The organism is Roseateles sp. (assembly GCF_046300915.1).
Lineage (GTDB): Bacteria > Pseudomonadota > Gammaproteobacteria > Burkholderiales > Burkholderiaceae_C > Kinneretia.
Window position 1 is genome coordinate 1 of the sequence record NZ_JBKCLH010000088.1, and the last position, 25110, is coordinate 25110.

Annotated in this window: 28 protein-coding genes; 4 read left to right on the forward strand and 24 right to left on the reverse strand. The window is 66.0% G+C overall.

The features are described 5' to 3' along the window. Positions 1-25 precede the first annotated feature (25 nt). On the forward strand, positions 26-541 hold the full coding sequence (locus ACK5F2_RS06715) for a TPM domain-containing protein (RefSeq protein ID WP_409863720.1): 516 nt from the start codon (positions 26-28) through the stop codon (positions 539-541). A 16-nt stretch (positions 542-557) separates the two neighbouring features. Here ACK5F2_RS06715 and ACK5F2_RS06720 read toward each other — a convergent pair whose 3' ends face one another. The 15 genes from ACK5F2_RS06720 to ACK5F2_RS06790 all read right to left on the reverse strand — a co-directional run bounded on the left by ACK5F2_RS06720 (position 558) and on the right by ACK5F2_RS06790 (position 12405). Continuing rightward, positions 558-1145 carry a hypothetical protein gene (locus tag ACK5F2_RS06720; RefSeq protein ID WP_409863685.1) on the reverse strand — a complete coding sequence of 196 codons (588 nt, stop codon included), beginning with the start codon at positions 1143-1145 and terminating at the stop codon, positions 558-560. Positions 1146-1156: 11 nt separating this feature from the next. After that, positions 1157-1582, reverse strand: a complete 426-nt coding sequence (locus ACK5F2_RS06725) for a hypothetical protein (RefSeq protein ID WP_409863687.1) — start codon at positions 1580-1582, stop codon at positions 1157-1159. A 259-nt stretch (positions 1583-1841) separates the two neighbouring features. Then, positions 1842-2711 (reverse strand): D-hexose-6-phosphate mutarotase, encoded by an 870-nt coding sequence (locus ACK5F2_RS06730; protein ID WP_409863688.1) that lies wholly within the window; start codon positions 2709-2711, stop codon positions 1842-1844. Between the two features lie 109 nt (positions 2712-2820). Further along, entirely contained in the window at positions 2821-3234 is a 414-nt protein-coding gene (locus tag ACK5F2_RS06735) for a F0F1 ATP synthase subunit epsilon (RefSeq protein ID WP_409863690.1), read from the reverse strand. Between the two features lie 74 nt (positions 3235-3308). After that, complete coding sequence (gene atpD, locus ACK5F2_RS06740; protein ID WP_409863691.1) at positions 3309-4721, reverse strand: F0F1 ATP synthase subunit beta; 1413 nt, start codon at positions 4719-4721, stop codon at positions 3309-3311. Between the two features lie 47 nt (positions 4722-4768). Continuing rightward, positions 4769-5644: a F0F1 ATP synthase subunit gamma gene (gene atpG, locus ACK5F2_RS06745; protein ID WP_409863692.1), complete on the reverse strand. Its 876-nt coding sequence runs from the start codon at positions 5642-5644 to the stop codon at positions 4769-4771. Positions 5645-5699: 55 nt separating this feature from the next. Next, positions 5700-7253, reverse strand: coding sequence for a F0F1 ATP synthase subunit alpha (gene atpA, locus ACK5F2_RS06750; RefSeq protein ID WP_409863693.1), 1554 nt, complete (start codon positions 7251-7253; stop codon positions 5700-5702). A gap of 84 nt (positions 7254-7337) precedes the next feature. Then, positions 7338-7871, reverse strand: coding sequence for a F0F1 ATP synthase subunit delta (locus ACK5F2_RS06755; protein ID WP_409863694.1), 534 nt, complete (start codon positions 7869-7871; stop codon positions 7338-7340). A gap of 2 nt (positions 7872-7873) precedes the next feature. Next, positions 7874-8344: a F0F1 ATP synthase subunit B gene (locus ACK5F2_RS06760; protein ID WP_409863695.1), complete on the reverse strand. Its 471-nt coding sequence runs from the start codon at positions 8342-8344 to the stop codon at positions 7874-7876. A 37-nt stretch (positions 8345-8381) separates the two neighbouring features. Beyond that, positions 8382-8630: a F0F1 ATP synthase subunit C gene (atpE, locus tag ACK5F2_RS06765; protein ID WP_058933479.1), complete on the reverse strand. Its 249-nt coding sequence runs from the start codon at positions 8628-8630 to the stop codon at positions 8382-8384. Positions 8631-8692: 62 nt separating this feature from the next. After that, complete coding sequence (gene atpB, locus ACK5F2_RS06770) at positions 8693-9562, reverse strand: F0F1 ATP synthase subunit A (protein WP_409863696.1); 870 nt, start codon at positions 9560-9562, stop codon at positions 8693-8695. A gap of 2 nt (positions 9563-9564) precedes the next feature. Next, on the reverse strand, positions 9565-10116 hold the full coding sequence (locus tag ACK5F2_RS06775) for an ATP synthase subunit I (protein ID WP_409863697.1): 552 nt from the start codon (positions 10114-10116) through the stop codon (positions 9565-9567). A gap of 103 nt (positions 10117-10219) precedes the next feature. After that, on the reverse strand, positions 10220-11140 hold the full coding sequence (locus tag ACK5F2_RS06780; RefSeq protein WP_409863698.1) for an SMP-30/gluconolactonase/LRE family protein: 921 nt from the start codon (positions 11138-11140) through the stop codon (positions 10220-10222). Between the two features lie 48 nt (positions 11141-11188). After that, positions 11189-11695, reverse strand: a complete 507-nt coding sequence (locus ACK5F2_RS06785) for a GNAT family N-acetyltransferase (RefSeq protein WP_409863699.1) — start codon at positions 11693-11695, stop codon at positions 11189-11191. A 20-nt stretch (positions 11696-11715) separates the two neighbouring features. Further along, positions 11716-12405, reverse strand: a complete 690-nt coding sequence (locus tag ACK5F2_RS06790) for a cytochrome b/b6 domain-containing protein (protein ID WP_409863700.1) — start codon at positions 12403-12405, stop codon at positions 11716-11718. A gap of 185 nt (positions 12406-12590) precedes the next feature. On the opposite strand from ACK5F2_RS06790, the gene ACK5F2_RS06795 reads away from it, so the two are divergent. Then, complete coding sequence (locus ACK5F2_RS06795; RefSeq protein ID WP_409863721.1) at positions 12591-13046, forward strand: c-type cytochrome; 456 nt, start codon at positions 12591-12593, stop codon at positions 13044-13046. A 107-nt stretch (positions 13047-13153) separates the two neighbouring features. On the opposite strand, the gene ACK5F2_RS06800 is transcribed toward ACK5F2_RS06795, so the two are convergent. The 6 genes from ACK5F2_RS06800 to ACK5F2_RS06825 form a co-directional block, all read right to left on the reverse strand. Further along, positions 13154-13771 carry a glutathione S-transferase family protein gene (locus tag ACK5F2_RS06800; protein ID WP_409863701.1) on the reverse strand — a complete coding sequence of 206 codons (618 nt, stop codon included), beginning with the start codon at positions 13769-13771 and terminating at the stop codon, positions 13154-13156. After that, positions 13768-14487: an alanyl-tRNA editing protein gene (locus tag ACK5F2_RS06805; RefSeq protein WP_409863702.1), complete on the reverse strand. Its 720-nt coding sequence runs from the start codon at positions 14485-14487 to the stop codon at positions 13768-13770. Before ACK5F2_RS06805 ends, ACK5F2_RS06800 begins: the two co-directional genes overlap by 4 nt. A 19-nt stretch (positions 14488-14506) precedes the next feature. Next, on the reverse strand, positions 14507-15097 hold the full coding sequence (locus ACK5F2_RS06810; RefSeq protein WP_409863703.1) for a VOC family protein: 591 nt from the start codon (positions 15095-15097) through the stop codon (positions 14507-14509). Between the two features lie 9 nt (positions 15098-15106). After that, positions 15107-15949 carry a PhzF family phenazine biosynthesis protein gene (locus ACK5F2_RS06815; RefSeq protein ID WP_409863705.1) on the reverse strand — a complete coding sequence of 281 codons (843 nt, stop codon included), beginning with the start codon at positions 15947-15949 and terminating at the stop codon, positions 15107-15109. Positions 15950-15969: 20 nt separating this feature from the next. Further along, a complete protein-coding gene (locus ACK5F2_RS06820) occupies positions 15970-17181 on the reverse strand; it encodes a PLP-dependent aminotransferase family protein (protein WP_409863706.1) in 1212 nt (403 codons plus the stop codon). Between the two features lie 89 nt (positions 17182-17270). Further along, positions 17271-18185, reverse strand: coding sequence for a DMT family transporter (locus tag ACK5F2_RS06825; RefSeq protein ID WP_409863708.1), 915 nt, complete (start codon positions 18183-18185; stop codon positions 17271-17273). 73 nt (positions 18186-18258) lie between these two features. On the opposite strand from ACK5F2_RS06825, the gene ACK5F2_RS06830 reads away from it, so the two are divergent. Continuing rightward, on the forward strand, positions 18259-19728 hold the full coding sequence (locus ACK5F2_RS06830) for a PLP-dependent aminotransferase family protein (protein WP_409863709.1): 1470 nt from the start codon (positions 18259-18261) through the stop codon (positions 19726-19728). Positions 19729-19741: 13 nt separating this feature from the next. Here the strand turns inward: ACK5F2_RS06830 and ACK5F2_RS06835 are convergent, their stop codons facing one another. Then, positions 19742-21307: a diguanylate cyclase domain-containing protein gene (locus ACK5F2_RS06835; protein WP_409863711.1), complete on the reverse strand. Its 1566-nt coding sequence runs from the start codon at positions 21305-21307 to the stop codon at positions 19742-19744. Positions 21308-21398: 91 nt separating this feature from the next. On the opposite strand from ACK5F2_RS06835, the gene ACK5F2_RS06840 reads away from it, so the two are divergent. Beyond that, positions 21399-22043: a response regulator gene (locus ACK5F2_RS06840; protein WP_409863712.1), complete on the forward strand. Its 645-nt coding sequence runs from the start codon at positions 21399-21401 to the stop codon at positions 22041-22043. Between the two features lie 31 nt (positions 22044-22074). Here ACK5F2_RS06840 and ACK5F2_RS06845 read toward each other — a convergent pair whose 3' ends face one another. After that, positions 22075-23946: an ATP-binding cassette domain-containing protein gene (locus ACK5F2_RS06845; protein WP_409863713.1), complete on the reverse strand. Its 1872-nt coding sequence runs from the start codon at positions 23944-23946 to the stop codon at positions 22075-22077. Positions 23947-24351: 405 nt separating this feature from the next. Further along, entirely contained in the window at positions 24352-24732 is a 381-nt protein-coding gene (locus ACK5F2_RS06850) for a hypothetical protein (RefSeq protein WP_409863714.1), read from the reverse strand. Between the last annotated feature and the right edge of the window lie 378 nt (positions 24733-25110).

The following is a 25110-nucleotide window of genomic DNA, read 5'->3' on the forward strand; positions in this document are numbered from 1 at the left end:
GCGGTGGTGCCTCGGGGGACTGGTGATGCAGCACAAGGGCTTCTGGCGGCGCTTCATCGCCCACCGGCTCTGGGACGAGACCGATGCCCGGCGCGTGCTGCCGCCGGCCGCGCTGGAGCGCTTGCGCCAGCGTGTGGCGGCCAGCGAGGCCGCGCACAGCGGCGAGATCCGCCTGTGCGTGGAGGCGAGCCTGCCCCTGTCTTACCTCTGGCGCCGCGCCAGCGCGCGCGAGCGCGCCATCGCCATGTTCGGCAAGCAGCGGGTCTGGGACACCGAGCACAACAACGGTGTGCTGATCTACCTGCTGCTGGCCGAGCACCGCATCGAGATCGTGGCCGACCGCGGCCTGACGCGCAGCGTCCCGCCCGAGCTCTGGGAAGAGATGCTGGCGCAGATGCGCAGCGCCTTCAGGCGCGGCGAGTTCGAGGCCGGACTGGCCGATGCGGTGGACCGCATCGGGGCGCTGCTGCTGCAGCACTACCCCCTTGCCGCAGGCCAGGCGAACCCTAACGAGTTGCCTGACGGCCCACTACTGTCGTAGCAAGCGCGATTTGAAGCTACTGCTGAATCTTCAGTTCAGCGACGGTCAACTTCAGCGCGACCAGTTGGTCAATCAGCTGTTGAATATTGGTACGAACAGCACCTTCGTTGGCCAGCTTCATTCGCTCAACGCCGAGAAAGGCGTCGCTCAGCTTCGCCGTATACGGCGTCGAAAGCGAGCGCTCAAACACAGCCTTGTTGCTGGCTCGCTCAACCAGGCTGTAACGCACATTGGCCGTCACAGTCATATCGAAGCCACCAAATGGTTGGTCCAGCTTCTCGAGGTGAACCACCAACAGATACTTGCTCGCCTGACGATTGGGAGACCAAAGTCCAGCATCCCGCAACGACACCTCCAGCGCACGCTCGAAGTCATTGCTCGAGACGCTGGAGATCCACAACGGATTCGTATCCTTGCCGCCGGTCACATCACGAATAGACACGCTGTCGCGTAGCGAAGACTCCTTCGCGGCGGTTCGTGTCGCCAGTGAGGAATTGACCTGCATTTGATCAATGCGGGCCGGCGCTGCGCATGCGACCAGCAGTGAAGCCAAAGACAGAGTGAGGATGCGCTTGGCCCAGCCAAGGTACGCTGACTTCTTCATATGCTGTCCAATCAGTTCGTCTTGACGGCGCTAGCCGCAGCCACAGGGGGAGTTGCCGCTTGCAAACTGCCGCAACGTTTCTGGATGCTGGACTGGCTAACAGCTTCGTACTCGCCCTTCAGTCGCGAATACTCGGCTTCTTGCTGCTTGGTTCCGCCGAGCGCAAACAGAGCTGGCCAGAACAAGATCATGCCAACGCCCACCAGCGCCTTGTCATTCGACGCTGCTTGATCGAGGCGCCCCCCTAGCTCCACGTATCGAGACTGGATGCGCTGCGATTCCGCTACAAGTTGCTGGCAGTCATAGGCTTGGTACTGCATCGGCGATACATATGCTGCGGAGATGTCCTTTGACGCTGTAGAGCACGCGCCCAGGAAAGCCAGCAACGTGACGCCGAGGCCCAGACGTTGTAGACGAGAAGATGACTTCTTCAGCATGAAATACCCCCCAAAAATGGACATGTAGTTCTATACGGCCACCCTCGGACGGAGGGCGGCGCTGCTTTGGGGGAACTATGGGTGGCGGCAAACAAACCGCCGTTGACAGCCCGGCACATTAACCTCTCGCGGCGCCGGCCTGCCGATCCGCGCCAGTCCTCCCTGCACGTTCAGCAGCGCGCGGATGTTAGCGATCACACTTGGGCGTATGAGGGGCTACACCCCCAACGGTAGGAAAGGGCTTTCCCTTCCGGTTGCATCAAAGCAACGTCAGGCTCTGCAGCCCCGCCCAGCTCTCGCCGGGCGCCAGGCGGACCGGGCGCTCGACGGATGCGGCCTCCACGCAGAGCATGTGCTCGTAGCCCTCGGGGGGCATATCGGCCAGTTCGGCGCATTTGGCCGCTCCGGGGTTCCAGACCACGGCGTCGGCAAAGCCCTGCTGACGGATCTCCAGGCGGCGCGCGGGCCCCTCACCCTGCTCTGTGAGGAGCAGGGGGCCGGCCACCTGGTAGTAGATGCGGTCCAGGTCTTCCTGTCCCGGGCTGCCGGGCAGGAGCAGATCGCTGCGCTGGCGCTGTTCCTGGCCCGTGACGGCGTCCAGATAATGCAGGCCGGCCAAGCCGGAGAGGCTGGCGTCCCCCAGGGCGCCCACGCGCAGATAGCTGTGCAGGGCGGTGGTGAACTCGAACTCGCTCTCGCCGGTGTTTTCGCAGGCCAACTCGAGCTCCAGAGTCTGGCCCGCAACACGCACGCTCAACTCGGCTTCGAAGCCATGCGGCCAGACCATGCGGCTCGCCGCATCGTCCGTCAGCCGCAGCACGGCCAGGGCATCATCCTCCCCGACTTCGGCCGACACGAGCTGCCAGGGCTTGGTCCGCGCAAAGCCATGCTTCTTGAGCGGGCCGCGCGCTGCAAACTGCGGGAAGCACACGGGCACACCCCCACGAATGGCCTGGCCGGTGGCAAAGGCGCTCTGGGGTGAGAGGTAGAGCTGTTCCTCGCCGCCAGAGGGTGTCCAGGAGACGAGATGGGCGCCATGCAGGAGCAAGATGGCACGCGCGCCGTCGGGCGCAAGCAGTTCCAGGGCTTCCAGGCCTTGGTAGCGGGTCAGAGCAATGGGTGTGGCCATGGCGTGGGGCAATCGGGGCAGCAGTATCAAAAGACAAGGCCCGCCGGACTTGCGTCTGCGGGCCTCTGGAATCTTACGGTGACGCGCGCGCCGCCGGGATTCTTGACGATTACTTCTTGCGGAACTTGCGCAGGGCCGCGATCTGGGCGGCCATGGCAGCGAACTCGCTTTGCGCGGCGGCAAAGTCGATATCGCTCTTGGCGTTCTTCATCGCTTCCTCGGCCAGCTTCTTGGCATCGAGCGCCTTGGCTTCGTCCAGGTCCTTGCCGCGGATCGCGGTGTCGGCCAGCACGGTCACCGTGCCGGGTTGCACCTCGAGAATGCCGCCGGCCACGAAGACGAACTCCTCGCCGCCTTGAGCCGTCTCGATGCGCACGGCACCGGGCTTGATGCGGGTGATCAGCGGCGTGTGCTGGGGCAGGATGCCCAGCTCGCCGTTTTCACCCGGCAACGCGACGAACTTGGCCTCGCCGGAGAAGATCTGCTCTTCGGCGGACACCACGTCAACATGAATGGTTGCCATGTTCAATCTTCCTTAGCGTGTGAGAAAAGAGATTCGGTCTGCGAGAGGGGCGCGCTGGCGCGCCCCGTCAGGCATTACTGAATCTTCTTGGCCTTCTCAAACGCCTCGTCGATCGTGCCGACCATGTAGAAGGCCTGCTCGGGCAGGTGGTCGCACTCGCCGTTCACGATCATCTTGAAGCCGCGGATGGTTTCCTTCAGCGGGACGTACTTGCCGGGCGAGCCGGTGAAGACTTCGGCCACGTGGAAGGGCTGCGACAGGAAACGCTGGATCTTGCGGGCGCGGGCCACGGCCAGCTTGTCCTCGGGGGACAGCTCGTCCATGCCCAGAATCGCGATGATGTCGCGCAGTTCCTTGTAGCGCTGCAGCACGGCCTGCACGGAGCGGGTGGTGCTGTAGTGCTCTTCGCCGATGACGTTCGGGTCGATCTGACGCGAGGTCGAGTCCAGCGGGTCCACGGCGGGGTAGATACCCAGGGCGGCGATGTCACGCGACAGCACGACGGTGGCGTCCAGGTGACCGAAGGTGGTCGCGGGCGACGGGTCGGTCAGGTCATCCGCAGGGACGTACACGGCCTGGATCGAGGTGATCGAACCCACCTTGGTCGAGGTGATGCGCTCCTGCAGGCGGCCCATTTCCTCGGCCAGCGTCGGCTGGTAGCCCACGGCGGAAGGCATACGGCCCAGCAGAGCGGACACTTCGGTACCGGCCAGGGTGTAGCGGTAGATGTTGTCCACGAAGAACAGCACGTCGCGGCCTTCGTCACGGAAGGACTCAGCGATGGTCAGGCCGGTCAGGGCCACGCGCAGACGGTTGCCCGGCGGCTCGTTCATCTGGCCGTAGACCATGGACACCTTGGAGTCCTCGAGCTTCTCCAGGTTCACGACGCCGGAGTCGGCCATCTCGTGATAGAAGTCGTTGCCCTCACGGGTACGCTCGCCCACACCAGCGAACACCGACAGACCCGAGTGAGCCTTGGCGATGTTGTTGATGAGCTCCATCATGTTCACGGTCTTGCCCACGCCGGCGCCACCGAACAGACCCACCTTGCCGCCCTTGGCGAACGGGCAGATCAGGTCGATCACCTTGATGCCGGTTTCCAGCAGGTCTTGCGAGGGGCTCAGCTCGTCGTAAGCCGGTGCCGTGCGGTGGATCGAGGCGGTCAGCGCCTGATCAACCGGGCCACGCTCGTCGATCGGGTTGCCCAGCACGTCCATGATGCGGCCGAGCGTTGCCTTGCCCACGGGCACCTGGATGGTGGTGCCGGTGTTGTAGACCTGGGTGCCGCGGCGCAGGCCGTCGGACGAACCCAGAGCAATGGTGCGCACCACGCCGTCGCCCAGCTGCTGCTGGACTTCCAGCGTCAGCGCCGAGCCTTCCATCTTCAGGGCGTCGTACACCTTGGGCATCTGGTCGCGCGGGAACTCCACGTCCACCACGGCGCCGATGCACTGAACGATCTTGCCCACCGATTGAGTGTTAGCCATTTTTTCGTTCCTTCAATTCCAAAACTTTGCTGCTGCTTGACGCGCGATCAGCCGATGGCGGCGGCGCCGCTCACGATCTCGCTCAGCTCCTTGGTGATCGCGGCCTGGCGGGTCTTGTTGTAGACCAGCTTCAGCTCACCGATCAGGGTGCCTGCGTTGTCGGTTGCGGCCTTCATCGCCACCATGCGGGCCGATTGCTCGGACGCCATGTTTTCCGCGACGGCCTGGTAAACCAGGGCCTCGGTGTAGCGCACCAGCAGCTCGTCGATCACGGTCGCGGCATCGGGCTCGTAGAGGTAGTCCCACGAGTGCTTGCCGGCGCCTTCGGTCTTCATGCCTTCGGTCGACAGGGGCAGCAGCTGCTGCACCACCGGCTCCTGCTTCATCGTGTTGATGAAACGCGTGTAGCACAGGTAGACCGCCGACAGCTCGCCCGCGACGTACTTGTCGAGCAGCACCTTGACCGGGCCGATCAGCTTCTCGATATGCGGTTGGTCGCCCAGCTGGATGGCCTGAGCCACCACCTTGGCGCCGATGCGATTCATGAAGCCCAGACCCTTGTTGCCGATCGCCACCACCTCGGCGCTCTGTCCCGCGGCTTCCAGCTCCTTGAGCTTGCCGGTGACAGCGCGCAGCACGTTGGTGTTGAGGCCACCGCACAGACCCTTGTCCGTGGTCACGACCACGAAGCCCGCCTTCTTGGCGCCATCGTTCTGGACCAGGAAGGGGTGCTTGTACTCAGGGTTGGCCTGCGACAGGTTGGCGGCGATATTGCCGATCTTGTCGCTGTAGGGGCGAGCCGCACGCATCCGGTCCTGCGCCTTGCGCATCTTGGACGCCGCGACCATTTCCATGGCCTTGGTGATCTTCTTGGTGTTCTCGACCGACTTGATCTTGCCGCGTATTTCCTTGCCTGCTGCCATGATTTCTCCTGTTAAGGCCGGGTGCTCACTTGCGCTGGCACCCGGTCATGGTTGCTTAGGCGAAGGACTTCTTGAACGCGGTGATCGCAGCGTTCAGCTCGGCTTCGGCATCCTTGTCCATGGCCTTGTCGGCTTCCAGCTTGGCCAGCAGAGCGGCGTGGCTGGTCTTCAGGAACTGATGCAGGCCGTGCTCGAAAGCCAGGACCTTCTTCACTTCGATGTCGTCCAGGAAACCCTTGTTGGCGGCGTACAGCGAAGCGCCCATCAGGCTGATCGACAGCGGCGAGTACTGAGCCTGCTTGAGCAGCTCGGTCACGCGGGCGCCACGGTCCAGCTGCTTGCGGGTCGCGGCGTCCAGGTCGGAGGCGAACTGCGCGAAGGCAGCCAGCTCACGGTACTGGGCCAGGTCGGTACGGATACCGCCGGACAGCGACTTGATCAGCTTGGTCTGGGCAGCGCCACCGACTCGCGACACCGAGATACCGGCGTTGATTGCGGGACGGATGCCGGCGTTGAACAGGTTGGTTTCCAGGAAGATCTGACCGTCGGTGATCGAGATCACGTTGGTCGGAACGAAGGCGGACACGTCGCCGGCCTGGGTTTCAATGATGGGCAGGGCGGTCAGCGAACCGGTCTTGCCCTTCACTTCACCCTTGGTGAAGGCTTCCACGTAGTCGGCGTTCACGCGAGCGGCGCGCTCCAGCAGACGGCTGTGGAGATAGAACACGTCGCCGGGGAAGGCTTCGCGGCCCGGGGGACGACGCAGCAGCAGCGAGACCTGGCGGTAAGCCACGGCCTGCTTGGACAGATCGTCATAGACGATCAGGGCGTCTTGACCGCGGTCGCGGAAGTATTCGCCCATCGTGCAGCCGGAGTAGGCCGACACATACTGCATGGCAGCGGACTCAGAGGCGCTGGCGGCCACGACGATGGTGTACTCCATCGCGCCGGCGGCTTCCAGGGCGCGCACCACGTTCTTGATCGACGAGGCCTTCTGGCCGATCGCGACGTAGATGCAGGTCATGTTCTGACCCTTCTGGTTGATGATCGCGTCGATCGCCACGGCGGTCTTGCCGGTCTGGCGGTCGCCAATGATCAGCTCGCGCTGGCCACGGCCGACGGGCACCATGGAGTCGATCGACTTCAGACCGGTCTGCACCGGCTGGTCCACCGACTTACGGGCGATCACGCCAGGAGCGACCTTCTCGATCACGTCCGTCATCTTGGCGTTGATCGGGCCCTTGCCGTCGATGGGCTGACCCAGGGCGTTCACCACGCGGCCGATCAGCTCGGGGCCGACCGGCACTTCCAGGATGCGGCCCGTGCACTTGACGGTGTCGCCTTCGGAGATGTGCTCGTAGGCACCCAGAATCACGGCGCCGACGGAGTCGCGCTCGAGGTTCAGGGCCAGGCCGAAGGAGGGCTGACCATCGGCGCCAGCCGGGAACTCCAGCATTTCGCCTTGCATCACCTCGGACAGGCCGTGGACGCGCACGATGCCGTCGGACACGGACACCACGGTGCCCTGGTTACGGACGTCCGTCGATGCACCGAGCCCTTCGATACGGCTCTTGATCAGTTCGGAAATTTCAGCAGGATTCAGTTGCATTGCTTGCTCCCATCTGGTCTAGCGTCTGTTACCAGAGCGCGGGGTGACACAGGGGTGATTCGTTCAGTGTCGTCGCGCTTGTCGTCAAGCGGTGAGCGCCACCTTCATGCGTTCCAGGCGGGCCTTGACCGAGGTGTCCAGCACCTCGTCGCCGACCACCACGCGGATACCGCCGATCAGTGAAGGCTCCAGCTGAACATGAGCTTCGAGCTTGCGGCCGAAGCGCTTCTCCAGAGACGCCACCACCTCGGCCAGCTGAGCCGGCTCGATGGGGTAGGCGCTGTAGATGTGCGCATCGGCCACGCCGGCCGCGGCATTGGCCAGGGCATGGAATTGCCCGACCACCGCCGGCAGCGCTGCCAGACGCCCGTTCTCGATCACCGCACGCAGAAGGTTCTGCACCCCGTCGGCCAGGGGCAGCTTGGCAGCGGCCGCGATGACGTCGAACACCTGTTGCGAGGTGATCTTGGGGTTGTCGGCAAACGAGCGCAGCTCGGCATCCTGGGCCACCAGGGCCAGCGCGTCGAGCTGCTGACCCCAGGCCTTCACGTCATGCTTGGCCGCGACCTGGAAGAGCGCTTCGGCATAGGGCCGGGCAATGGTTGCGAGCTCAGCCATGGTTACAGCTCCGTCTTCAGACGGCCCAGCAGCTCTGCATGAACGGAGGCATTGACCTCCTTTTGCAGGATCTGCTCGGCGCCCTTGACGGCCAGCGAGGCGACCTGCTCGCGCAGGGCTTCACGGGCACGCACGGACTGCTGCTCGGCCTCGGCCTTGGCGGCGGCGATGATCTTGGCAGCCTCTTCGTTGGCCTTGCCGCGAGCCTCGTCCACGATAGCGGCGGCACGCTTCTCCGCGTCGGACAGCAGCTTTGCGGTCTCGTTGCGGGTAGCGGCCAGTTGCTCGTCGACGCGCTTGTTGGCCGAAGCCAGCTCGGTCTTGGCCTTGTCGGCCGCGGCCAGGCCGTCAGCGATCTTCTGAGCACGCTCGTCCAGCGCCTTGGTGATGGGCGGCCACACGAAGCGCATGGTGAACCACACCAGGATCGCGAAGACGATCGCCTGGATGAACAGTGTTGCGTTGATATTCACGGCACGATCCTTTCAGTCGTGAAAGGTCCGGCGGAAATTAGCGCAGAACGAAGGGATTGGCGAAGGCGAACAGCAGAGCGATAGCCACACCGATCAGGAAGGCAGCGTCGATCAGACCGGCCAGAATGAACATCTTGGTCTGCAGTTCGTTCATCAGCTCAGGCTGGCGAGCGGAAGACTCCAGGAACTTGCCGCCCATCAGCGCGATGCCGATGGAAGCGCCGATGGCGCCCAGACCAACGATGATGCCGCAAGCCAGTGCCACGAGGCCGAGGATGTTTTCCATTGTTTGCTCCTAGAGGAAAAAGAGAGAAAGGAAAGGAAGGAAAGAACTACTAACTCGCCGGATCAGTGCGCGTCGTGCGCCTGCCCGATATAGATCAGCGTCAGCATCATGAAGATGAAGGCCTGCAGCGTGATCACCAGAATGTGGAACAGCGTCCACACCGTACCGGCAATGATGTGGCCGATAGCCAGACCAATGCCCGTAGCCGTCATCGCGAACGCGCCACCCATCAGCGCGATCAGCATGAACACCAGTTCGCCGGCAAACATATTGCCGAACAGTCGCATGCCGTGAGAGACCGTCTTGGCGACGAACTCGATCACCTGCATGGCGAAATTGAAGGGCCACAGGGCCGGATGGGCGCCGAAGGGCGCGGAGATCAGCTCATGGCCCCAACCACCCAGACCCTTGATCTTGATGTTGTAGTAGAAGCACATCAGCAACACGGCGGTGGACAGGCCCAGGGTGGTGGACAGGTCGGCGGTGGGCACCACGCGCATATAGTCCTTGAAGCCCATGGCCGGACCGGCACTGTGCCAGATCGAGGGGATCAGATCCACCGGCAACATGTCCATGGCGTTCATCAGGAAAATCCAGACGAACACGGTCAGGGCCAGAGGCGAGACCAGCTTGCGGCTCTCGGCGTTGTGGATCACGCCCTTAGCCTGGTTCTCGACCATCTCGGACAGGATCTCGACGGCAGCCTGGAAGCGGCCCGGCACGCCCGAGGTGGCCTTGCGTGCGGCGCGCCACAGCAGGAAGCAGCCCAGAGCACCCAGAACCACCGAGAAGAACACGGAGTCCAGATTGAACAGGCTGAAGTCGACGATGCTCGTCTGCTTGACGCTCTCGAACGAGAAGTTCTTCTGCAGGTGTTGCAGGTGGTGAGTGATGTACTCACCAGCGCTGGGCGCGTGACCTTCGGCTGCCATGTTCAGTTTCCGTCGCTAATTTTCTTGATTCGACCCTGCATCAGCAGAGCCAGCCAATTAACCTTCAAGCTCACGATCATGGTCAGCAGCAGAGCCGGCCAACTCAGATCACTCGCCTTCATGGCCACTGCCACCAGAATGGCAATGACCAGCACTATCTTGATCAACTCCCAGAACATCAGCGAGAGCAAGGCCGCTCCCGCATGACCTACCGGTCGTCTGCTGGTACCCCAGGCCATCAAGGCATTGGGCACCACCACCGCGATCACGCCATACAGCGCAGACCACGCTTTGCTGCCCTCCTGCGTGAACAACCACCAGAGCGCAGCACAGAACACCCCCGCAGCAGCCTGAGCCGCCACCACTCGCCAAGGCGAGAGCGGAGGGATCCTGGCTCGCAAGGCCTGCGCTTCTTCTCGCGTCAGGGCCTTGAAAGCCACTTCGTCGGCCGCATCTCCCTGGCTCGCGTCATCCCAGTCGGGCTGCGCATCCAGTCGTCCGGCGCGCGTCTCTTTTGGGTTCACGTTTGCTTGGGGGCGGTCGGCAAAACCCAAAGATTATATGTGGAAACCCGCAATAGCCTGACAAGGCCCGGCAGGGAGCACGGGCGAAATCCCGACAGCGCCCGCAGGCCCCGCGTAAATCGCCCCTCGCAACTCAGAGGCGCGCCGCGGCGATCGGCAGACCGGGCACCGCCACTCGCAGCCTCAGGACCGCACCCGCCCAGGGCTGCGCGGCCAGTTCCTTGGCAGGCCGCCCCTCCCTGGCCGTGGTGATGTAGAGCGTGCGCATATCGTCGTCGCCAAAGGCCGGCATGGTGGGGCAGCGCACGGGCAGGTCCACACGCTCAAGCAAGGCGCCGTCGGGCGACAGCCGCAGCAGGCACTGCCCCTCGAACATGGCCACCCAGTAGCAGCCCTCGACGTCCACCGCCGCCCCGTCGGGTCGGCCGCCGTAGTCCTGCAGCGATTGCGCCGGGGCACGTGGCGCAAAGCGCGCAAAGCTCTGACGAACGCCGACCGTGCCGCCGTCGACATCGAACGGCAGGCAGTAGACCTCGTGCGCCTTGGTGTCGCTCCAGTACATGCGTCGCTGATCGGGACTGAAGGCCAGACCGTTGGATGTGACGATGCCGTCCGCCATCATGGTGAAGCGGCCCTCGGCATAGCGGTAGAGCGCCGAGTGGGGCGCGCGCGCATCATCGATGGTGCCCACCCAGAAGCGCCCCTGAGCGTCGGTCTTGCCATCGTTGAAGCGCTGGCGCTCGGGGTCATAGGGGGACGGCGCCAGCTTCTCATGAGCACCGCTGACCGTATCCAGGCGCCACAAACCGTTGCGCTGGGCCACCAGCAGCCCGCCGCCATCCAGGCGCGCGATACAGCCGGGCTGGCTATCCAGCTGCCAATGATGCTGCTCCCCGCTACGCGGATTGAGGCGCCAAACCTGACGTTCGGCGATGTCCACGTAATAAAGACATTGCTCCTGCTCGTGCCATAGCGGCGACTCACCCAACACCGCGCGGTGCGGGCTGGCACATTCGATCAGGGAAGAGACAGCGGAAGACGGGTTGGCGCTCATGCCCGGCATGCTACGCGCGGAACCGGCCGTAACCGGCGCCCCCCCGAATCACCCAAGCTCGACCTTGAGGTAATGCGCCCCGGGCAGGGGGTTGAAGTAATAGGGCGGCACCTCGACAAAGCCCAGGCTCTCGTAGAGCCCGCGTGCGGCCTCCATATCGTCCAGGGTGTCCAGCAGCATCGCGGAGTAGCCCGCCTCGGTGGCCCTGTCCATCAGGGCCTGGGCCAGGCTGCGCCCCAGGCCGAAGCGCCGAAACGCAGGACGCACATAGAGCCGTTTCATCTCGCAGGCATTGGCGTAGTCCGCGTCCGGCAGCGGGCGAAAAGCGCCACAACCGGCCAAGGCCCCGTCGACCTTGGCCAGCAACATGAGCCCGCCCGGCTCCTCATAGTCGCCCGGAAGACCCTGCAGCTCCGCCTCAAAACCCTGGAAGTCCAGGTCGACCGGCAGGGTGCGGCTGTACTCCCTCAGGATGGCACGCGTGAACTCCCAGTCCTCGGCGCTGGCCGCAATGGTGAGCTCAATCAAGGGCGTGGGGGCGGAGCTGCTGGACATCAAAGCAGTGTAGCGAGAGCTCAGAAAGCCGCCAGGCTGAGCAGCCAGGCCACTGCCGCGACGCTGGCCAACAAGAGCAGCAAGGCCAGCAGGCGACTACCCAGACTGTCTCGCGAACCCACCGAGCCGGGCGGCAATATCTTGTCCCCGCCCAACATGGGCCCCAACAGATTGCGACCCTTGATCACACGGTAGAACAACAGGGCCAGCAGATGCAGCCCCACCAGAGCGTAGATGCCCCACTGCCCCCAGCTCTTGTGGTGCGAGGTCCAGAACAGGCTGGTTTCGGTGCTCACGAAACGCACCAGCGGTCCGGTGATGGCAATCTCGTCGTCCGCGATCAAGCCCGAACCCACCTGCAGGAAAAGCCAGCCCAGCATGGCCAATACCGACAAGGCGCCCAGCGGGTTGTGCCCGATCTCAACGCCCTCCTCGGGCCGCGAACGCCCCCGCAGATAGCGCAGCAGCTTGCCCGGCCCCGGCACAAAGCTGACAAAGCGCGACCAATGCCCCCCCACCAGCCCCCAGGCCAGGCGGAACAGCAGCAGGGCCAGCACCGCGTAGCCCAACCGCATATGCCAGACCATGGCGTTGCCGCCGATCTTGGCACTGAGCACCGCTCCCAGCACACACAGCACCAAGGCCCAGTGAAACAGGCGGGTGGGCAGATCCCAGACCCGAACCGCCTTCATACCCTCTTCTTGCTGCATGCATCACCTCCACATCCCGCTCCGGGGCTCAAGACGCAAGCTCCGGCCCCTGCAAAGGCCCAACGATAGCCCATGAACGCCCTGCGCCCGAAACTGCTGCAGCGCCCGGCAAGACTCCGTACACTGCGTTGGCGCCAGGTTCCCGGCGAGTGATCCACCCATCCCATGAGGACCCCAGCATGAAGATGAAGCAAGCCCTGCTCACCCTGACGGCCACGGCCGGTCTGCTCGCCGCCCTGCCCGCGGCCGCCCAGTTCCAGAAGCCCGAGGACGCGGTCAAGTACCGCAAGGCCGCCTTCACCGTGATGGCCACCCACTTCAGCCGCATCGGCGCCATGGCCCAGGGCCGCGCGCCGTTCGATGGCGCCGCCGCTGCGGCCAATGCCGAGATCGTGGCCGACCTGGCCAAGCTGCCCTTCGCCGGCTTTGTCGAGGGCACCTCAGGCACCGAGAAGGGCACGCCCAAGGCCAATGTCTGGAGCGAGCGCGCCAAGTTCGATGCCGGCGCCAAGAAGATGCAGGACGAGGTCGCCAAGCTGGCCGTGGCCGCCAAGGCCAACAACCTGGATCAACTCAAGGCCGCCTTCGGCAGCGCCGCCCAGACCTGCAAGGCCTGCCACGACGATTTCCGCAATCCTTGAGCGGGCATCGCCCACCCCCTACGCGCTTCGCGCGCCCCCTCAAGGGGGCACGCCCGCAGGACCGGCAAAGCCGGATCCTCGGGCGTCGCGCGAGGGGCGCGCCGGCCTCAAGGCCCGGCGTCGCGCCCGTGGGCGATGAAGCCCGGCCGCTCGCACAGCCGCTGGTAATAAGCCTCCACAGCCGGTAGCTCGGGCCGCGCCATGGGCATGGCCCGCCAGCGGTGGGCGGACAGGCCGATCACCACATCGGCCAGAGTGAAGCGCAGACCGGCCACAAAGCCGCCAGTGGCTTGCAATTGCGTCTCCAGCATCGCCATATGCCGGTTCCAGCTCTCGATGCTGGCGCGCTGCAATGATGCCTCCTGGTGCGCAATGCTCTGCCGCACCAGGCCCATGAAGGAATAGCGCCAGCTATTGTTCAGCTCGGTGGCCTGCCAGTCCATCCAGCGCTCCACCAGCGCGCGCTCGCGCGGTGCAGCCGGCAGCAAATCAACACGCCCCTCGCGCCCAGCCAGATAGCGGCAGATGGTATTGCTCTCCCAGAGCACGAAGTCGGGTCCGTCCAGCAGCACCGGCATCAGGCCGTTGGGGTTCAGCGCCAGAAACTCGCGCGAGCGCCAGTCGCGCTCCTCGCGCTCGACATCCAGCCCCAGCTCCACGCAGGTCCACAGCACCTTGCGCACATTGATGGAGCCGGCTCGCCCGAGAACCTTCAGCGTGCTCATGAGGCAAAGCCCAGCACGACCCGGCGGGTCTTGGCCGATTTCTTCTCAATCTTGGTCACGATGACGGGGCCGATCTCGGCCGTGTTTGCCACATGGGTGCCGCCGCAGGGCTGCAGATCCACGCCCTCGATCTTGAGCACCCGAACCCGGCCCGTGCCGCGCGGAGGCTGCACGCTCATGCTGCGCACCAGGCCGGGGTTGGCGTCCAGCTGCTCGTCGCTGATCCAGCTGTGGCTCACCGCATGGGCGCCGGCCACCAGGCGGGCCAGGCCCGCCGTCAGCGCCTCCTTGTCCAGGGGCTCGGTGGTGTGGAAGTCCAGGCGGGCATAGCCGGCCGTGATGGAGCAGCCGTCCACCGGATGCGGCACCAGGGCGCAGAGCAGGTGGATGGCGGTGTGAAAGCGCATATGGGCATGGCGGCGCGCCCAGTCAATATGCGCGGTCAGGGCAAGACCCGGCACCAGCCCGTCCAGTACGGTGTCGGGCGCCGGGATGTGCAGGATCTCGCCGCCCTCGCCCTTGCGGGTGTCGGCGATGGCGATCTCCCGCCCATCGGCCAGACGCAGCCAGCCGGCGTCGCCGGCCTGGCCGCCGCCCAGGGGATAGAAGACGGTGCGGTCCAGCAGCAGGCCGCGCTCGTCCGCGCGCAGCAGGGTGGCGCCGCATTCACGCAGCTGGGCGTCTTCACGGAACAGGTCCTGGGTAGGCTCGTTCAAACTCATCTCCTCAAGCCACTCAAGCCAGCAGGCTCAGCTGCACCTCGCCACGCGGCGTGTCCAGCCAGGCGTTCAGGCCGTCGCGCGCCTCGAAGCGCTGCAGGCTGATGCCGCTGACGGGCAGCTGATCGGCCGGATGGGGGCCGCCCGCGGCCCATTCGATGAGGGTGGGCAGGCCCTCGCGGCGCAGGCGCCGACCGTCCTGGCGCAGCGCGATGCGCCAGCGCAGATCGCCGCGCTGGGCCGCCACCGGCTCGCCGGCATCGACGCCCTCGCTGCGCATCTGGGCCAGGGCAGCATCCATCTGGGCCACGCGTGCCACCCAATGGATCAGGCCCGGCCCCTGCTCCCGCAGGGCCTGCTGCAGGGCGGGCTGGTCCAGATCGAACCAGCGTGCCCGGCCCACCGGCCCTGGCGCTAGCGGGTCGATGGCAATGATTTCCAGATAGCAGCGAGGATGGGCCGCCGAGCTGATATTGAGCAGGCGGTTGTGCGTGCCCATCAGGGCATGGCTGCCGCCCGGGGCCGGGCTCAGACCCAGCACGCGCTCGCACCAGGCCACGCCCTCGTCCAGCGTGGCGGCGCCGACCACCAAATGATCAAGCTGCATCACCATCGCTCAGAGCCTCACCTGGCCATGAATCAGGGGCGTGACATCGCCGCCAATCCAGGTCTGATCTCCTTCGCGTCGCACGTACACACGCCCGTCGCGACCCAGGGCCGAACCTTGTGAGGCCACGTAGTTGTCGGATGCCAGACCGGCAGCCTGCAGCCACAGGGCCACGCCGGCATTGAGACTGCCCGTGACCGGATCCTCGGGCACGCCGAGGGTGGGCACAAAGGCCCGCAGCTCGAACTGGGTGTCGGCCCCTGCGGGCTGGGCGCCGACCACGCCCAGCTTGAGCCCGCGCATGGCCACGAAATCGGGCTGCAGCGCGCGCACCGCAGCGGCATCCTTCAGGCGTGCAGCCATCCAGCCCGGGCCGTTATCTACCCAAACCAGATCCAGCAAATCGGCCGACGGGATGCGCAGCGATGCCAGCACCTGCTCGCGCAGACCCGCCTCCTGCACCGGCCCACTGCGGCGCAATGGGGGCGCCGCGAAGGCCAGTCGAGCACCCTCCCGCTTCACCCGCACCAGGCCAATGCCGCATTGCTGCACCAGCTCGCCCGGGCGCTTGGGATCGCCGCCCGAGGCCAGCCAGGCATGGGCCGAGCCCAGGGTGGGATGGCCCGCGAAAGGCAGCTCGCCGCCGGGCGTGAAGATGCGCACGCGATAGTCCGCCGCCGGGTCAGTGGGGGGCAGCAGAAAGGTGGTTTCGCTGAGATTGGTCCAGCGCGCAAACGCGGCCATCTGCGACTCATCCAGGCCAGCGGCGTCCACCACCACGGCCAGGGCATTGCCCTTGAGCGGCTGGGCCGTGAACACATCGACTTGTACAAAGCGGCGCAGCTCGCTCATCGCGACATCTCCGTGACAGTTCAGGGGGTGCTCAGGGCCGGCACCTCGGCCAGAGCCTCGCGCAGCACGCGACCCAGGATGGCCACACCCTCGCCAATCAAGTCCGGCGTGAGCGTCACAAAGGACAGACGCAGAGTGCGGGGATCGGGGCGCTGGGCATAGAAGGCCGCGCCCGGCACAAAGGCCACACCCGCCTCCACCGCCGTTTCCAGCAGGGCCATGGCATCCAGGCCCTCGGGCAGGCGGATCCAGAAGAACATGCCGCCCTCGGGGCTCTGCCATTCGCAGCCCTCGGGCAGGTGCTCGCGCAGAGCCACCGCCATCGCATCGCGGTTGGCCTTGTAGCGGGCGCGAATCTGAGGCACATGCTGGTCCAGGAAACCGTCCTTGATCACCTCGTAGACCACACGCTGGTTGAAGCCCGGCGTGTGCAGGTCGGCGGCCTGCTTGGCCTGCAGCAGCTTCGGATACAGCTCGGGCGGCGCAATCATGTAGCCCAGGCGGAAGCCGGGGGTGAGCACCTTGGAGAAGGAGCCCAGGTACACGCTGCCCTCGGGCCACAGCGAGGACAGGGCGTTCGGCGGCGGCTGGTCGAACCACAGATCACCGTAGGGGTTGTCCTCGACGATGGGCACGCCAGCGGCCTGTGCGGCGGCCACCACCTCCTGGCGGCGTGCCGCGCTCATCACGCGACCGGTCGGGTTCTGATAGTTGGGCAGCAGATAGGCGAATCGCGTGCCCGGCGCATCATGCGGCAAGGCGCGCAGGGCTTCGGGGCGCACGCCCTCGCCGTCACTGGCCAGGCTGGCATACAGCGGCTCGAAGGGATTGAAGGCCTGCAGCGCGCCGAGATAGGTCGGGGTCTCCACGGCCACGGGCGCGCCAGCGTCGCACATGATCTTGCCGATCAGGTCCAGGCCCTGCTGCGAGCCGCTGGTCACCAGCACCTGCTCGGGCTTCACGTCCATGCCCAGGGCCGACACGCGGCTCGCCACCCAGTCGCGCAGCGGGGCAAAACCCTCGCTGGCGGCGTACTGCAGAGACTCGCGCGGATTCTGGCTCAGCACCCGATCGCAAGCGCTCTTGATGGCGTCCACCGGAAAGGTATCGGCCGAGGGCAGGCCACCGGCCATGGACAGGATGCCCGGCTTCTCGGTGACCTTGAGGATCTCGCGGATGATGGACGGGTTCATGCGGGCCGCGCGACGGGCCTGGGTCCAGACGGTGCTCATGGGAAATTCTCCGAAAGATGCCGCCGGTCAGGTGCCGACGGGTGAGGGGGTTGATTGTGAATCAGTCGCGGCCAGCATCCGCATGCGGTCTAGTCCTTCCGTACTTGGTCCACCGGCATGCGCTTGCCCAGCCACACCACCGCGATCACCGCAGCGCCAAAGCCCAGCGTCATCGCATCCAGATGCTCACCCAGCAGCGGCACCGCCAGCAGCATGGACAAGAAGGGCTGCAGCACCTGCACCTGACTCACGCGCAGCGTGCCACCCAGGGCCAATGCGCGATACCAGGCGAAGAAGCCCAGCCACATCGAGAACACCGACACATACAGAAAGCCGCCCCAGGCCGACCACGCCACAGGCGTCTTGGGCCAGCTCAGCAAGCCCGCGGGCAGGGTCAGCGGCAGGCTCAGCACCAACACCCAGCAGATCACTTGCTGCGGCGCCATCTGCGTGCTCAGTCGTGCGCCGCCCACATAGCCTGACGAGGCGCTCAAGACCGCCGCCAGCAGCAGCCCATCAGCCCATTGCAGACCCGCCGCACCACGCCAGGCCGCAAAGGCCAGCACCAGGGCAAGACCGGCGACGGCGCAGGCCCAGAAACCGAGCGAGGGTCGCTGCCGCAAGACCAGCGCGGCCATCGCGGCTGTAGCGAGCGGCAACACACCCGAGATCACTGAAGCATGCACCGCATCGACATGGCGCACCGCATAGCCCAGCAGCAGCGGCCAGCCGAACACCACCCCCAGCGCGACCCAAGTCAGCGGCAGCCAGTGCTCGCGGCGCGGCCACGACGCCCCGATCAGGCGCAGATACACCGCCGACAGCAGGCCCGCCAGCGCCGCCCGACCCAGCGCCACGAACAGCGGATCCAGCTGCGGCGCCTCGGCACTACCGCCCGCGAGGCGGGTCATGGGAATGCTCAGCGCAAAGATGAACACACCCACGAAGCCCAGCCACAGACCGCGGGTCTGTTCACTGGAGCTGGGGGTATGGACGGTGCTCATGCGGCCAGTCTAGGCGCCAAGACCGATACAGAACCAGTACACTTTTCCTCACATCGAGAATCACTGTATCGGCATGAAGACCAGTACAAGCACCGCGGCCGGCCCACAGGGCACGGCGCTATCGCGCGGCTCCAGCGTGCCCCTGGCCCAGCAGCTGGCACAGCGCTATGCCGAGCGCATCCGCCAGAGCCTGCTGCTGCCCGGGGCGCGCCTGCCCTCGGTGCGCGAATGTGCGCAGCGCCATGGTGTGAGCCCCCATACCGTGGTGGCCGCCTATGACCAGTTGCTGGCGCAAGGCCTGCTCGAAGCGCGCAAGCAGCGCGGCTTTTTTGTACGCGACGGCGCCGCCCCCGCAGCGCCTCTTGCAACACGCGGTACACGCACGCCGCGCGCGGGCGGCCAGACGGAGAAGCCGCTGGATGCCAGCAGCCTGATCCGCAGCATGTTCCAGGCCGACCCCAGCTCGGCACCGGGCCTGGGCACGCTGCCCAGCGAATGGCTGGATCAGGCCATGCTGCAAACCACCATGCGGCGCGTCGTCGTGCAGAGCGGCGACGAGGACAGCCCGCTCCTGCTGCAATACGGTGAACCCGCCGGCGACGAGCGCCTGCGCATGGCACTGACCCGCCGCCTGGACGATGTGGGCATTGCCTGCACACCGGGGCAGATCCTCAGCACCGTCGGGGCCACGCATGCCCTGGACCTGATCACCCGCAACCTGCTCAAGCCCGGCGATGCGGTGCTGGTGGATGAGCCGGGCTGGGCCATCGAGTTTGCGCGCCTGACCCAGGCCGGCATGCGACTGCTGCCCGTGCCACGCGGCGCCGAGGGCCCGGACCTGGATGTGATGGCGCGCCTGGTCGAGCAGCATGGGCCGCGGGCCTATGTCACGGTCTCGGTCCTGCACAACCCCACGGGCAACACCCTGAGCCTGGGCGCCGCACACCGCATCCTGCAACTGGCCGAGGCGGGCGACTTCTTCATCGTCGAGGACGACACCTATGCCTTCCTCGCGCCCAACCACCTGCCGCGCCTCTCGGCCCTGGATGGGCTGCGCCGCAGCATCTATGTCTCGGGTTTCTCCAAGATCCTCACGCCGGCCTTCCGGGTCGGCTATCTGGCCGCCAGCCCGGAGCGCATCACCCGGCTCACCGAGGCCAAGATGTTGCAGACCCTGACCAGCAGCCCTTTGCTGGAGCGCGCCGTGGCCCTGTGCCTGGAGCAGGGGCAGCTGCGCCGGCATGCCGAACGGGTGCAGGACAGGCTGGCCGCCGCCCGCCAGCGCGTGGTGCGCATGGCGCTGGAGGCGGGGTGCCAGTTCACGGCCCCGCCCCAGGGCCTGTTCGGCTGGGTGGACACCGGCGTGGACACGGAGCGTCTGGCCCAGCGCATGCTGGATGCCGGCTGGCACATCTCGCCCGGGCTGATGTTCAGCGCCACGCGCCAGCCCGGCACGCTGATGCGCCTGAACTTCGCCACGGCCCAGGACGCCAGATTCTGGCGCCAGCTGCAGCGTGAGCGAGACGCCCTGCAGCGCACCTGAGCGGCCCGCGCCCTCACTCGCTGAAGCGATTGCGTCCGCCCTGCTTGGCGCGGTAGAGGGCCTGGTCGGCACGCAGATAGAGCCGCTCGGCATCGTCCTCGGGCTGCAGCTGTGCCAGCCCCAGACTCAGCCCCAGCACGCCCGTCTCGGGCCCCGCCTCATGCACCACCGCCGCCTCGCGCAACGCCCGCTGCAGGGCGGCGGCGCAATGCCGGGCGCCGTCCAGATCGGTGTCCGGCAGCAGCAGCGCAAACTCCTCACCGCCCAGCCTGGCGGCCAGATCGCCGGGGCGGCGTCCCGAGCTGGCCAGGCAGTCCGCCACGATCTTGAGGGCTTGATCGCCCTGCTGGTGCCCGTAGTGGTCGTTGTAGCGCTTGAAGAAGTCCACATCCGCCAGCAGCAGGCACAGGGGGCGGCCGTCGCGCCGGCTCTGGTTCAGGGCCTGCTCCAGGTACTCGTCGAAGCCGCGCCGGTTCGCCAGTCCGGTGAGGGGGTCGCTGCGCGTGAGCGCCTCCAGCGCCTGCACCTGGTCGGCAATGATGGCCAGCAGGGCGTTTGTGCCTTTAGCCAGCTCAGCCACCTCGTCGCCCCCCTGCTTCGACACCCGCCGCCTCCAGTCGCGCGACTCGCGGATCCCGCGTACTTCCCGCCCCAGCCTGGCCAGCCGCACAACCACCAGACGATCCAGGGCCAGCATCAGCCCCAGGGCCAGCGCCGCCGCCAGGCCCAGCACCAGGGCGCCGACACGCTCCAGCAGGGCCTCGGCCCGCAGCAGCCCCTGGCGCGGCCAATAGGCTCGCAGGGCTACCACGGGCACTCCGCCGATATCGCGCAGCGGCCAGTTCAGCTGCAGCTCGCTGTCCAGTTCCCGCAAGCGCACCGGCCCATACCCCGTCAGCGTCGACAGCTCGACGGCCAGTGCATCGCCCGCCAGCGCTTGCGTGGGGGAAATCGGCTCCAGCGTGAAACGCAAGGTGCTGCGGCGTGCCAGTGCCGAGCTAATCTGCGGCCCCATGGCGATCGCCGCGGTGACCACCGCCGCATCCCCGGGCACCACTTGGCCTGTGCTGCCCAAAAGCGGGCGCTGGCACAGCAGGAGCAAACGCTCACCCGAACGCGCCAGCCCGCAGGGCAGCGGGGCCGACGCCTGGGCCAGCCGTGCCCGCTCGATCAGCGCCCGCGTGGCTGGCGACAGGGTCTGCGGCAGGCCCCAGGAGGCGGCCGCGGGTGAGGCCGCCTGCAGGGCCAGAGAGCCATCGGCCCGGTGCACGGCCAGCCAGCTCAAGCCCGATGACGCGATTGCCTGTGGGCTGAGATTACGTGCTGCAAACGCGGTATCGGGCTTGCGCACATGCTGGAGCAACTCATCCCAGTTGCTCCAGGGCCGCAGCTCCAGGTCCAACTGCAGAAACTGGTCATCCAGCGCCAGCAACAGCAGCTCCAGCCGGTCCACGGCCGCTTCTCGATCCAGTTCGCCGTAACTTCGCTGCAACTGCTCACGCAGCAACCACAGGCTCAAGCCGCCGCACAGCAAGTACAGCAACAACACCCACAGCGCCACCTTGAGTCGCAAACCCATGCCCGATCCCTCGCCAAAGGTCTGGCATGAGTATCGCCAAATCGGCCCGCTAGCATCTACCATCCCCGACACTCGCCCGCGCACGCGCCCCATGAGCCCCACCGAAGCCCCCCACGAGCCGCGCTTTCTGGTCGTCGACCCTCTCGAAGGGGTGCGCACCTATGCACGCCGGCTGATGCTGAGCCAGGGCTATGCCGCGGAGTCCTTCCGCGACTGCGCCGACCCCGAGAGTGCCCTGCAGATTGGACGGGAATTCCGACCCGACTTCCTGATCACGGACTGGTTTCCCAAGGCCAGCATGAGCGGTCTGCAGCTCTATGCCGAGCTGCGTCGCCACCTGCCCGGTTGCCGGCTGGCCTTGCTGAGCTTCGAGGTCACGCCCGCCCATCAGGCCCAGGCGACGGCGGCGGGCTCACGCTTCCTGCTGCGCAAGCCCTTCACCGCCGATGAACTCAAGACCACCCTGCGCGACGCCCTGGCCAAGCTGGCACGGGAGCGACCTGACCTGATCATGCGCCTGCAGGCTGTGGCGAGCAGACAGCGACCACAGCGGCAAGACTTGCTCGCGAGCCTGACCCAGCCTCCACCCGCCTTGCGGGTGGGTGAGGATGTGATCTATCAAGGACGCCCGGATCGGGTCGCCCAGATCGTGATCAGCCATGGCGAGCTGATCGTTCAGCTCAAGGGCTCGGGTGCCATGGTGCCGGCGGCCAAGCTGAGCCGCAAAACAGCCTGAGGTTCCGTCAACCGCCCGCCTGGATGTCGGCTCACTTGGCCTCCAGCACTTCCCAGCGCTCCAGCAGGCCCAGCAGCTCTTCGTCGATTTCCGCGGCGCGCGCCGTCACCTCGGCAATGCGGGCCGCCCCCTGGGCATAGAGCTCCACGCCATTGAGCAGGGCATTGATCTGCACCTGCTCCGCCTCCAGCGCCGCCACCTTGGCCGGCAGCTCATCCAGCTCGCGCTGCTCCTTGTAGCTGAGCTTGCGCTTGTTGGCCACCACCGGGGCGGGCGCGGGCGCCGCTGCAGGGGCCGGAGCCGACGCCGGGGCCGCCTTGGCCTGCAGCGCCGCCGCGCGCTTGGACTGGGTCAGCCAGTCCTGGATATCGCCCTCGTACTCGCGCCAGCGGCCCGGGCCCTCGTTGACGATGGTGCTGGTCACCACATTGTCCAGAAAGCGGCGATCGTGGCTGACCAGGAAGACCGTGCCGTCATAGTCGGCCAGCAGTTCTTCGAGCAGCTCCAGGGTCTCGATGTCCAGGTCATTGGTCGGCTCGTCCAGCACCAGCACATTGGCCGGGCGGGCAAACAGACGGGCCAGCAGCAGGCGGTTGCGCTCGCCACCCGAGAGGCTCTTGACGGGCGAGTTGGCCCGCGCCGGCGAGAACAGGAAGTCGCCCAGATAGCTCTTGACGTGCTTCTTCTGCGTGCCGATCTCGATCCACTCGCTGCCGGGGCTGATGGTGTCGGCCAGGGTGGCGTCCAGATTCAGCGTGTCGCGCATCTGGTCGAAATAGGCCACGGTCAGCTTGCTGCCCTGGCGCACCACGCCGCTATCGGGCTGCAGCTCGCCCAGGATCAGCTTGAGCAGGGTGGTCTTGCCCGCGCCATTGGGGCCGACCAGACCGATCTTGTCGCCGCGCAGAATGGTGGCGCTGAAGTCGTCGACGATCATCCGGTCGCCATAGCGCTTGCTGACGTTCTCCAGCTCGGCCACGATCTTGCCGCTGCTGGAGCCCGTGTCGATGTCCAGGCGGACCTTGCCCTGCACATCGCGGCGAGCGGCGCGCGCCTCGCGCATCTCGTGCAGGCGCTGCACGCGGGCCACGCTGCGGGTGCGGCGTGCCTCCACGCCCTTGCGAATCCAGACCTCTTCCTGGGCCAGCAGCTTGTCGAAGCGCGCATTGGCCAGGGCCTCGTTCTCCAGCTCATAGGCCTTGGCGGCCTGGAAGGCGGCGAAATTGCCCGGATAGCCGCGCAGCTGGCCGCGATCCAGCTCGACGATGCGATTGGCCACATTGTCCAGAAAGGCGCGGTCGTGCGTGATCAGCAGCAGCGAGCCCTTGAACTCATTGAGCAGGCCCTCCAGCCAGGCGATGGCGTCCAGGTCCAGATGGTTGGTGGGTTCGTCCAGCAGCAGCACATCGGGCTGGGCCACCAGGGCGCGTGCCAGGGCCACGCGCTTCTTCAGGCCGCCCGACAGGGTGCCCACGATGCGCGCCCCGTCCAGCCCCAGGCGCTGCAGGGTCTCGTCCACCCGCTGCTCCCAGGTCCAGCCGCCGATATGCTCGATGCGCTCCTGCACCCAGGCCAGATCGTCGTTCGGGTCATGCAGCTCGAAGCGCTCGCGCAAGGCCTTGGCCTCGGCCACGCCCTCGCTCACCACCTCGAAGATGCTGGCCTCGGGATTGAGCTCGGGCTCCTGCGGCACATAGACGCTGGTCAGACCCTGCTGCAGCTGCAGCAGGCCATCGTCCAGCTTTTCGATGCCGGCCAGGATCTTCAACAGGGAAGACTTGCCCGTGCCATTGCGGCCGATCAGGCCCACGCGCTCGCCGGTCTCAAGGGCGAAATTGGCGCCATCCAGCAGGGGCACATGGCCGAAAGCTAGATGGGCGTTGGAGATGGAGAGGACTGCCATGGGCGCGATTGTCTCCGACAGCTCCATCCGAGGGCCGGCCCCCTGCTGGCGAGCCGGCGCCGGATGCGTTCAAAGATGCATCACACAGGTCAGACCGGCAGCAGGCCAACTCGACGAACCCTGTGCCGCGCCAGTTGTGGCGACGGCGGCGAACGAATGGAACCCTGCTAAGCGGTTGGTATCTGGGCCCGCACCGAACCCGAGTGCAACAAGGCAGCCTGTAGATGTGCAGTCTGTTCTCTGTGGCGCTGCATCGAGCCCGAACTCAGGTCTGGATGGAAATACGGCAAAGGCACCTATCGAAAACAGTCAGTTCCGGGCAGGTTTATTCGCTGGTGAGTCCCTGTAGAGGGGGCGTTGGGCGGCACCGGCGGAGCTGTTCAGGTGGCGTTACTGAGGTATGAGCTACTCAGGCTGCTTGAACTGCACAACGTTGCCTTCAGGGTCCCAGCCATCCAGTACGGTGTGCCCGCGGAAGTGCCAGGCTCCGGTGTCCGGCTTGAGGTAGCCCCCTGTTTCTTCGACTGCGCGGCGAACATCGGCAAGGCTTGCGACCACGAAGGTAGGCTTGAACGGGGTTTCCTCTCGCGGCTTGGGCGGCTTCTCGATGGCTATTCCCGCGGCGTACTTGCGAGGAATGGTGTGGATGACTACCTCGTAACCATGACCGCGTAAAAGATCGTGGGAGGTGTCCGACTCTTCGACTGCGAGGGCCAACGTCTGCTGGTAGAAGGCAGAGACGCGCTTCTTGTTCTTGGCGAAGACCACGAGACCTTGCTGAAGCATGAATGGCTTTCGGTATTCGGAGCAGTGGCAAACAGTGGCGCGTTATGTGCCGCCTAACGAAGCTGTCCAATAACCCATTGCCCACGCGTCACGAACTTTGACGAGCGGAACGGGCACTGGTGCCGCAGGGTTTTCATATCGAGTGATTGTGGCGCCAACTGCGGGCGACTGTGAGCGCTGACGAACCCTGCTGATGGGGGATATCACAACCCTAGCCGTGGCCCTCACTGACACGAGCCGCTGTGCGCCAGTTTCCCAGTGTTTTGCATCTGGCAGAACGGCTGCCACTGCGGTCGAGCCAGTCCGCGCGACAAAAAGCTGGGCATGCAGATCATTCCCGTGGCTCAACCCGCCTGACAACACCATGGCAGATCAACG

What these genes read in the sequence shown, in the direction of transcription:
- ACK5F2_RS06715 (WP_409863720.1), top strand. Translation starts at nt 26, where the DNA reads ATGCAGCACAAGGGCTTCTGGCGGCGCTTCATCGCCCACCGGCTCTGG.
- ACK5F2_RS06720 (WP_409863685.1), bottom strand. Translation starts at nt 1,145, where the DNA reads ATGAAGAAGTCAGCGTACCTTGGCTGGGCCAAGCGCATCCTCACTCTG.
- ACK5F2_RS06725 (WP_409863687.1), bottom strand. Translation starts at nt 1,582, where the DNA reads ATGCTGAAGAAGTCATCTTCTCGTCTACAACGTCTGGGCCTCGGCGTC.
- ACK5F2_RS06730 (WP_409863688.1), bottom strand. Translation starts at nt 2,711, where the DNA reads ATGGCCACACCCATTGCTCTGACCCGCTACCAAGGCCTGGAAGCCCTG.
- ACK5F2_RS06735 (WP_409863690.1), bottom strand. Translation starts at nt 3,234, where the DNA reads ATGGCAACCATTCATGTTGACGTGGTGTCCGCCGAAGAGCAGATCTTC.
- atpD (WP_409863691.1), bottom strand. Translation starts at nt 4,721, where the DNA reads ATGGCTAACACTCAATCGGTGGGCAAGATCGTTCAGTGCATCGGCGCC.
- atpG (WP_409863692.1), bottom strand. Translation starts at nt 5,644, where the DNA reads ATGGCAGCAGGCAAGGAAATACGCGGCAAGATCAAGTCGGTCGAGAAC.
- atpA (WP_409863693.1), bottom strand. Translation starts at nt 7,253, where the DNA reads ATGCAACTGAATCCTGCTGAAATTTCCGAACTGATCAAGAGCCGTATC.
- ACK5F2_RS06755 (WP_409863694.1), bottom strand. Translation starts at nt 7,871, where the DNA reads ATGGCTGAGCTCGCAACCATTGCCCGGCCCTATGCCGAAGCGCTCTTC.
- atpE (WP_058933479.1), bottom strand. Translation starts at nt 8,630, where the DNA reads ATGGAAAACATCCTCGGCCTCGTGGCACTGGCTTGCGGCATCATCGTT.
- atpB (WP_409863696.1), bottom strand. Translation starts at nt 9,562, where the DNA reads ATGGCAGCCGAAGGTCACGCGCCCAGCGCTGGTGAGTACATCACTCAC.
- ACK5F2_RS06780 (WP_409863698.1), bottom strand. Translation starts at nt 11,140, where the DNA reads ATGAGCGCCAACCCGTCTTCCGCTGTCTCTTCCCTGATCGAATGTGCC.
- ACK5F2_RS06785 (WP_409863699.1), bottom strand. Translation starts at nt 11,695, where the DNA reads ATGTCCAGCAGCTCCGCCCCCACGCCCTTGATTGAGCTCACCATTGCG.
- ACK5F2_RS06790 (WP_409863700.1), bottom strand. Translation starts at nt 12,405, where the DNA reads ATGCAGCAAGAAGAGGGTATGAAGGCGGTTCGGGTCTGGGATCTGCCC.
- ACK5F2_RS06795 (WP_409863721.1), top strand. Translation starts at nt 12,591, where the DNA reads ATGAAGCAAGCCCTGCTCACCCTGACGGCCACGGCCGGTCTGCTCGCC.
- ACK5F2_RS06800 (WP_409863701.1), bottom strand. Translation starts at nt 13,771, where the DNA reads ATGAGCACGCTGAAGGTTCTCGGGCGAGCCGGCTCCATCAATGTGCGC.
- ACK5F2_RS06810 (WP_409863703.1), bottom strand. Translation starts at nt 15,097, where the DNA reads ATGCAGCTTGATCATTTGGTGGTCGGCGCCGCCACGCTGGACGAGGGC.
- ACK5F2_RS06815 (WP_409863705.1), bottom strand. Translation starts at nt 15,949, where the DNA reads ATGAGCGAGCTGCGCCGCTTTGTACAAGTCGATGTGTTCACGGCCCAG.
- ACK5F2_RS06820 (WP_409863706.1), bottom strand. Translation starts at nt 17,181, where the DNA reads ATGAGCACCGTCTGGACCCAGGCCCGTCGCGCGGCCCGCATGAACCCG.
- ACK5F2_RS06825 (WP_409863708.1), bottom strand. Translation starts at nt 18,185, where the DNA reads ATGAGCACCGTCCATACCCCCAGCTCCAGTGAACAGACCCGCGGTCTG.
- ACK5F2_RS06830 (WP_409863709.1), top strand. Translation starts at nt 18,259, where the DNA reads ATGAAGACCAGTACAAGCACCGCGGCCGGCCCACAGGGCACGGCGCTA.
- ACK5F2_RS06835 (WP_409863711.1), bottom strand. Translation starts at nt 21,307, where the DNA reads ATGGGTTTGCGACTCAAGGTGGCGCTGTGGGTGTTGTTGCTGTACTTG.
- ACK5F2_RS06840 (WP_409863712.1), top strand. Translation starts at nt 21,399, where the DNA reads ATGAGCCCCACCGAAGCCCCCCACGAGCCGCGCTTTCTGGTCGTCGAC.
- ACK5F2_RS06845 (WP_409863713.1), bottom strand. Translation starts at nt 23,946, where the DNA reads ATGGCAGTCCTCTCCATCTCCAACGCCCATCTAGCTTTCGGCCATGTG.
- ACK5F2_RS06850 (WP_409863714.1), bottom strand. Translation starts at nt 24,732, where the DNA reads ATGCTTCAGCAAGGTCTCGTGGTCTTCGCCAAGAACAAGAAGCGCGTC.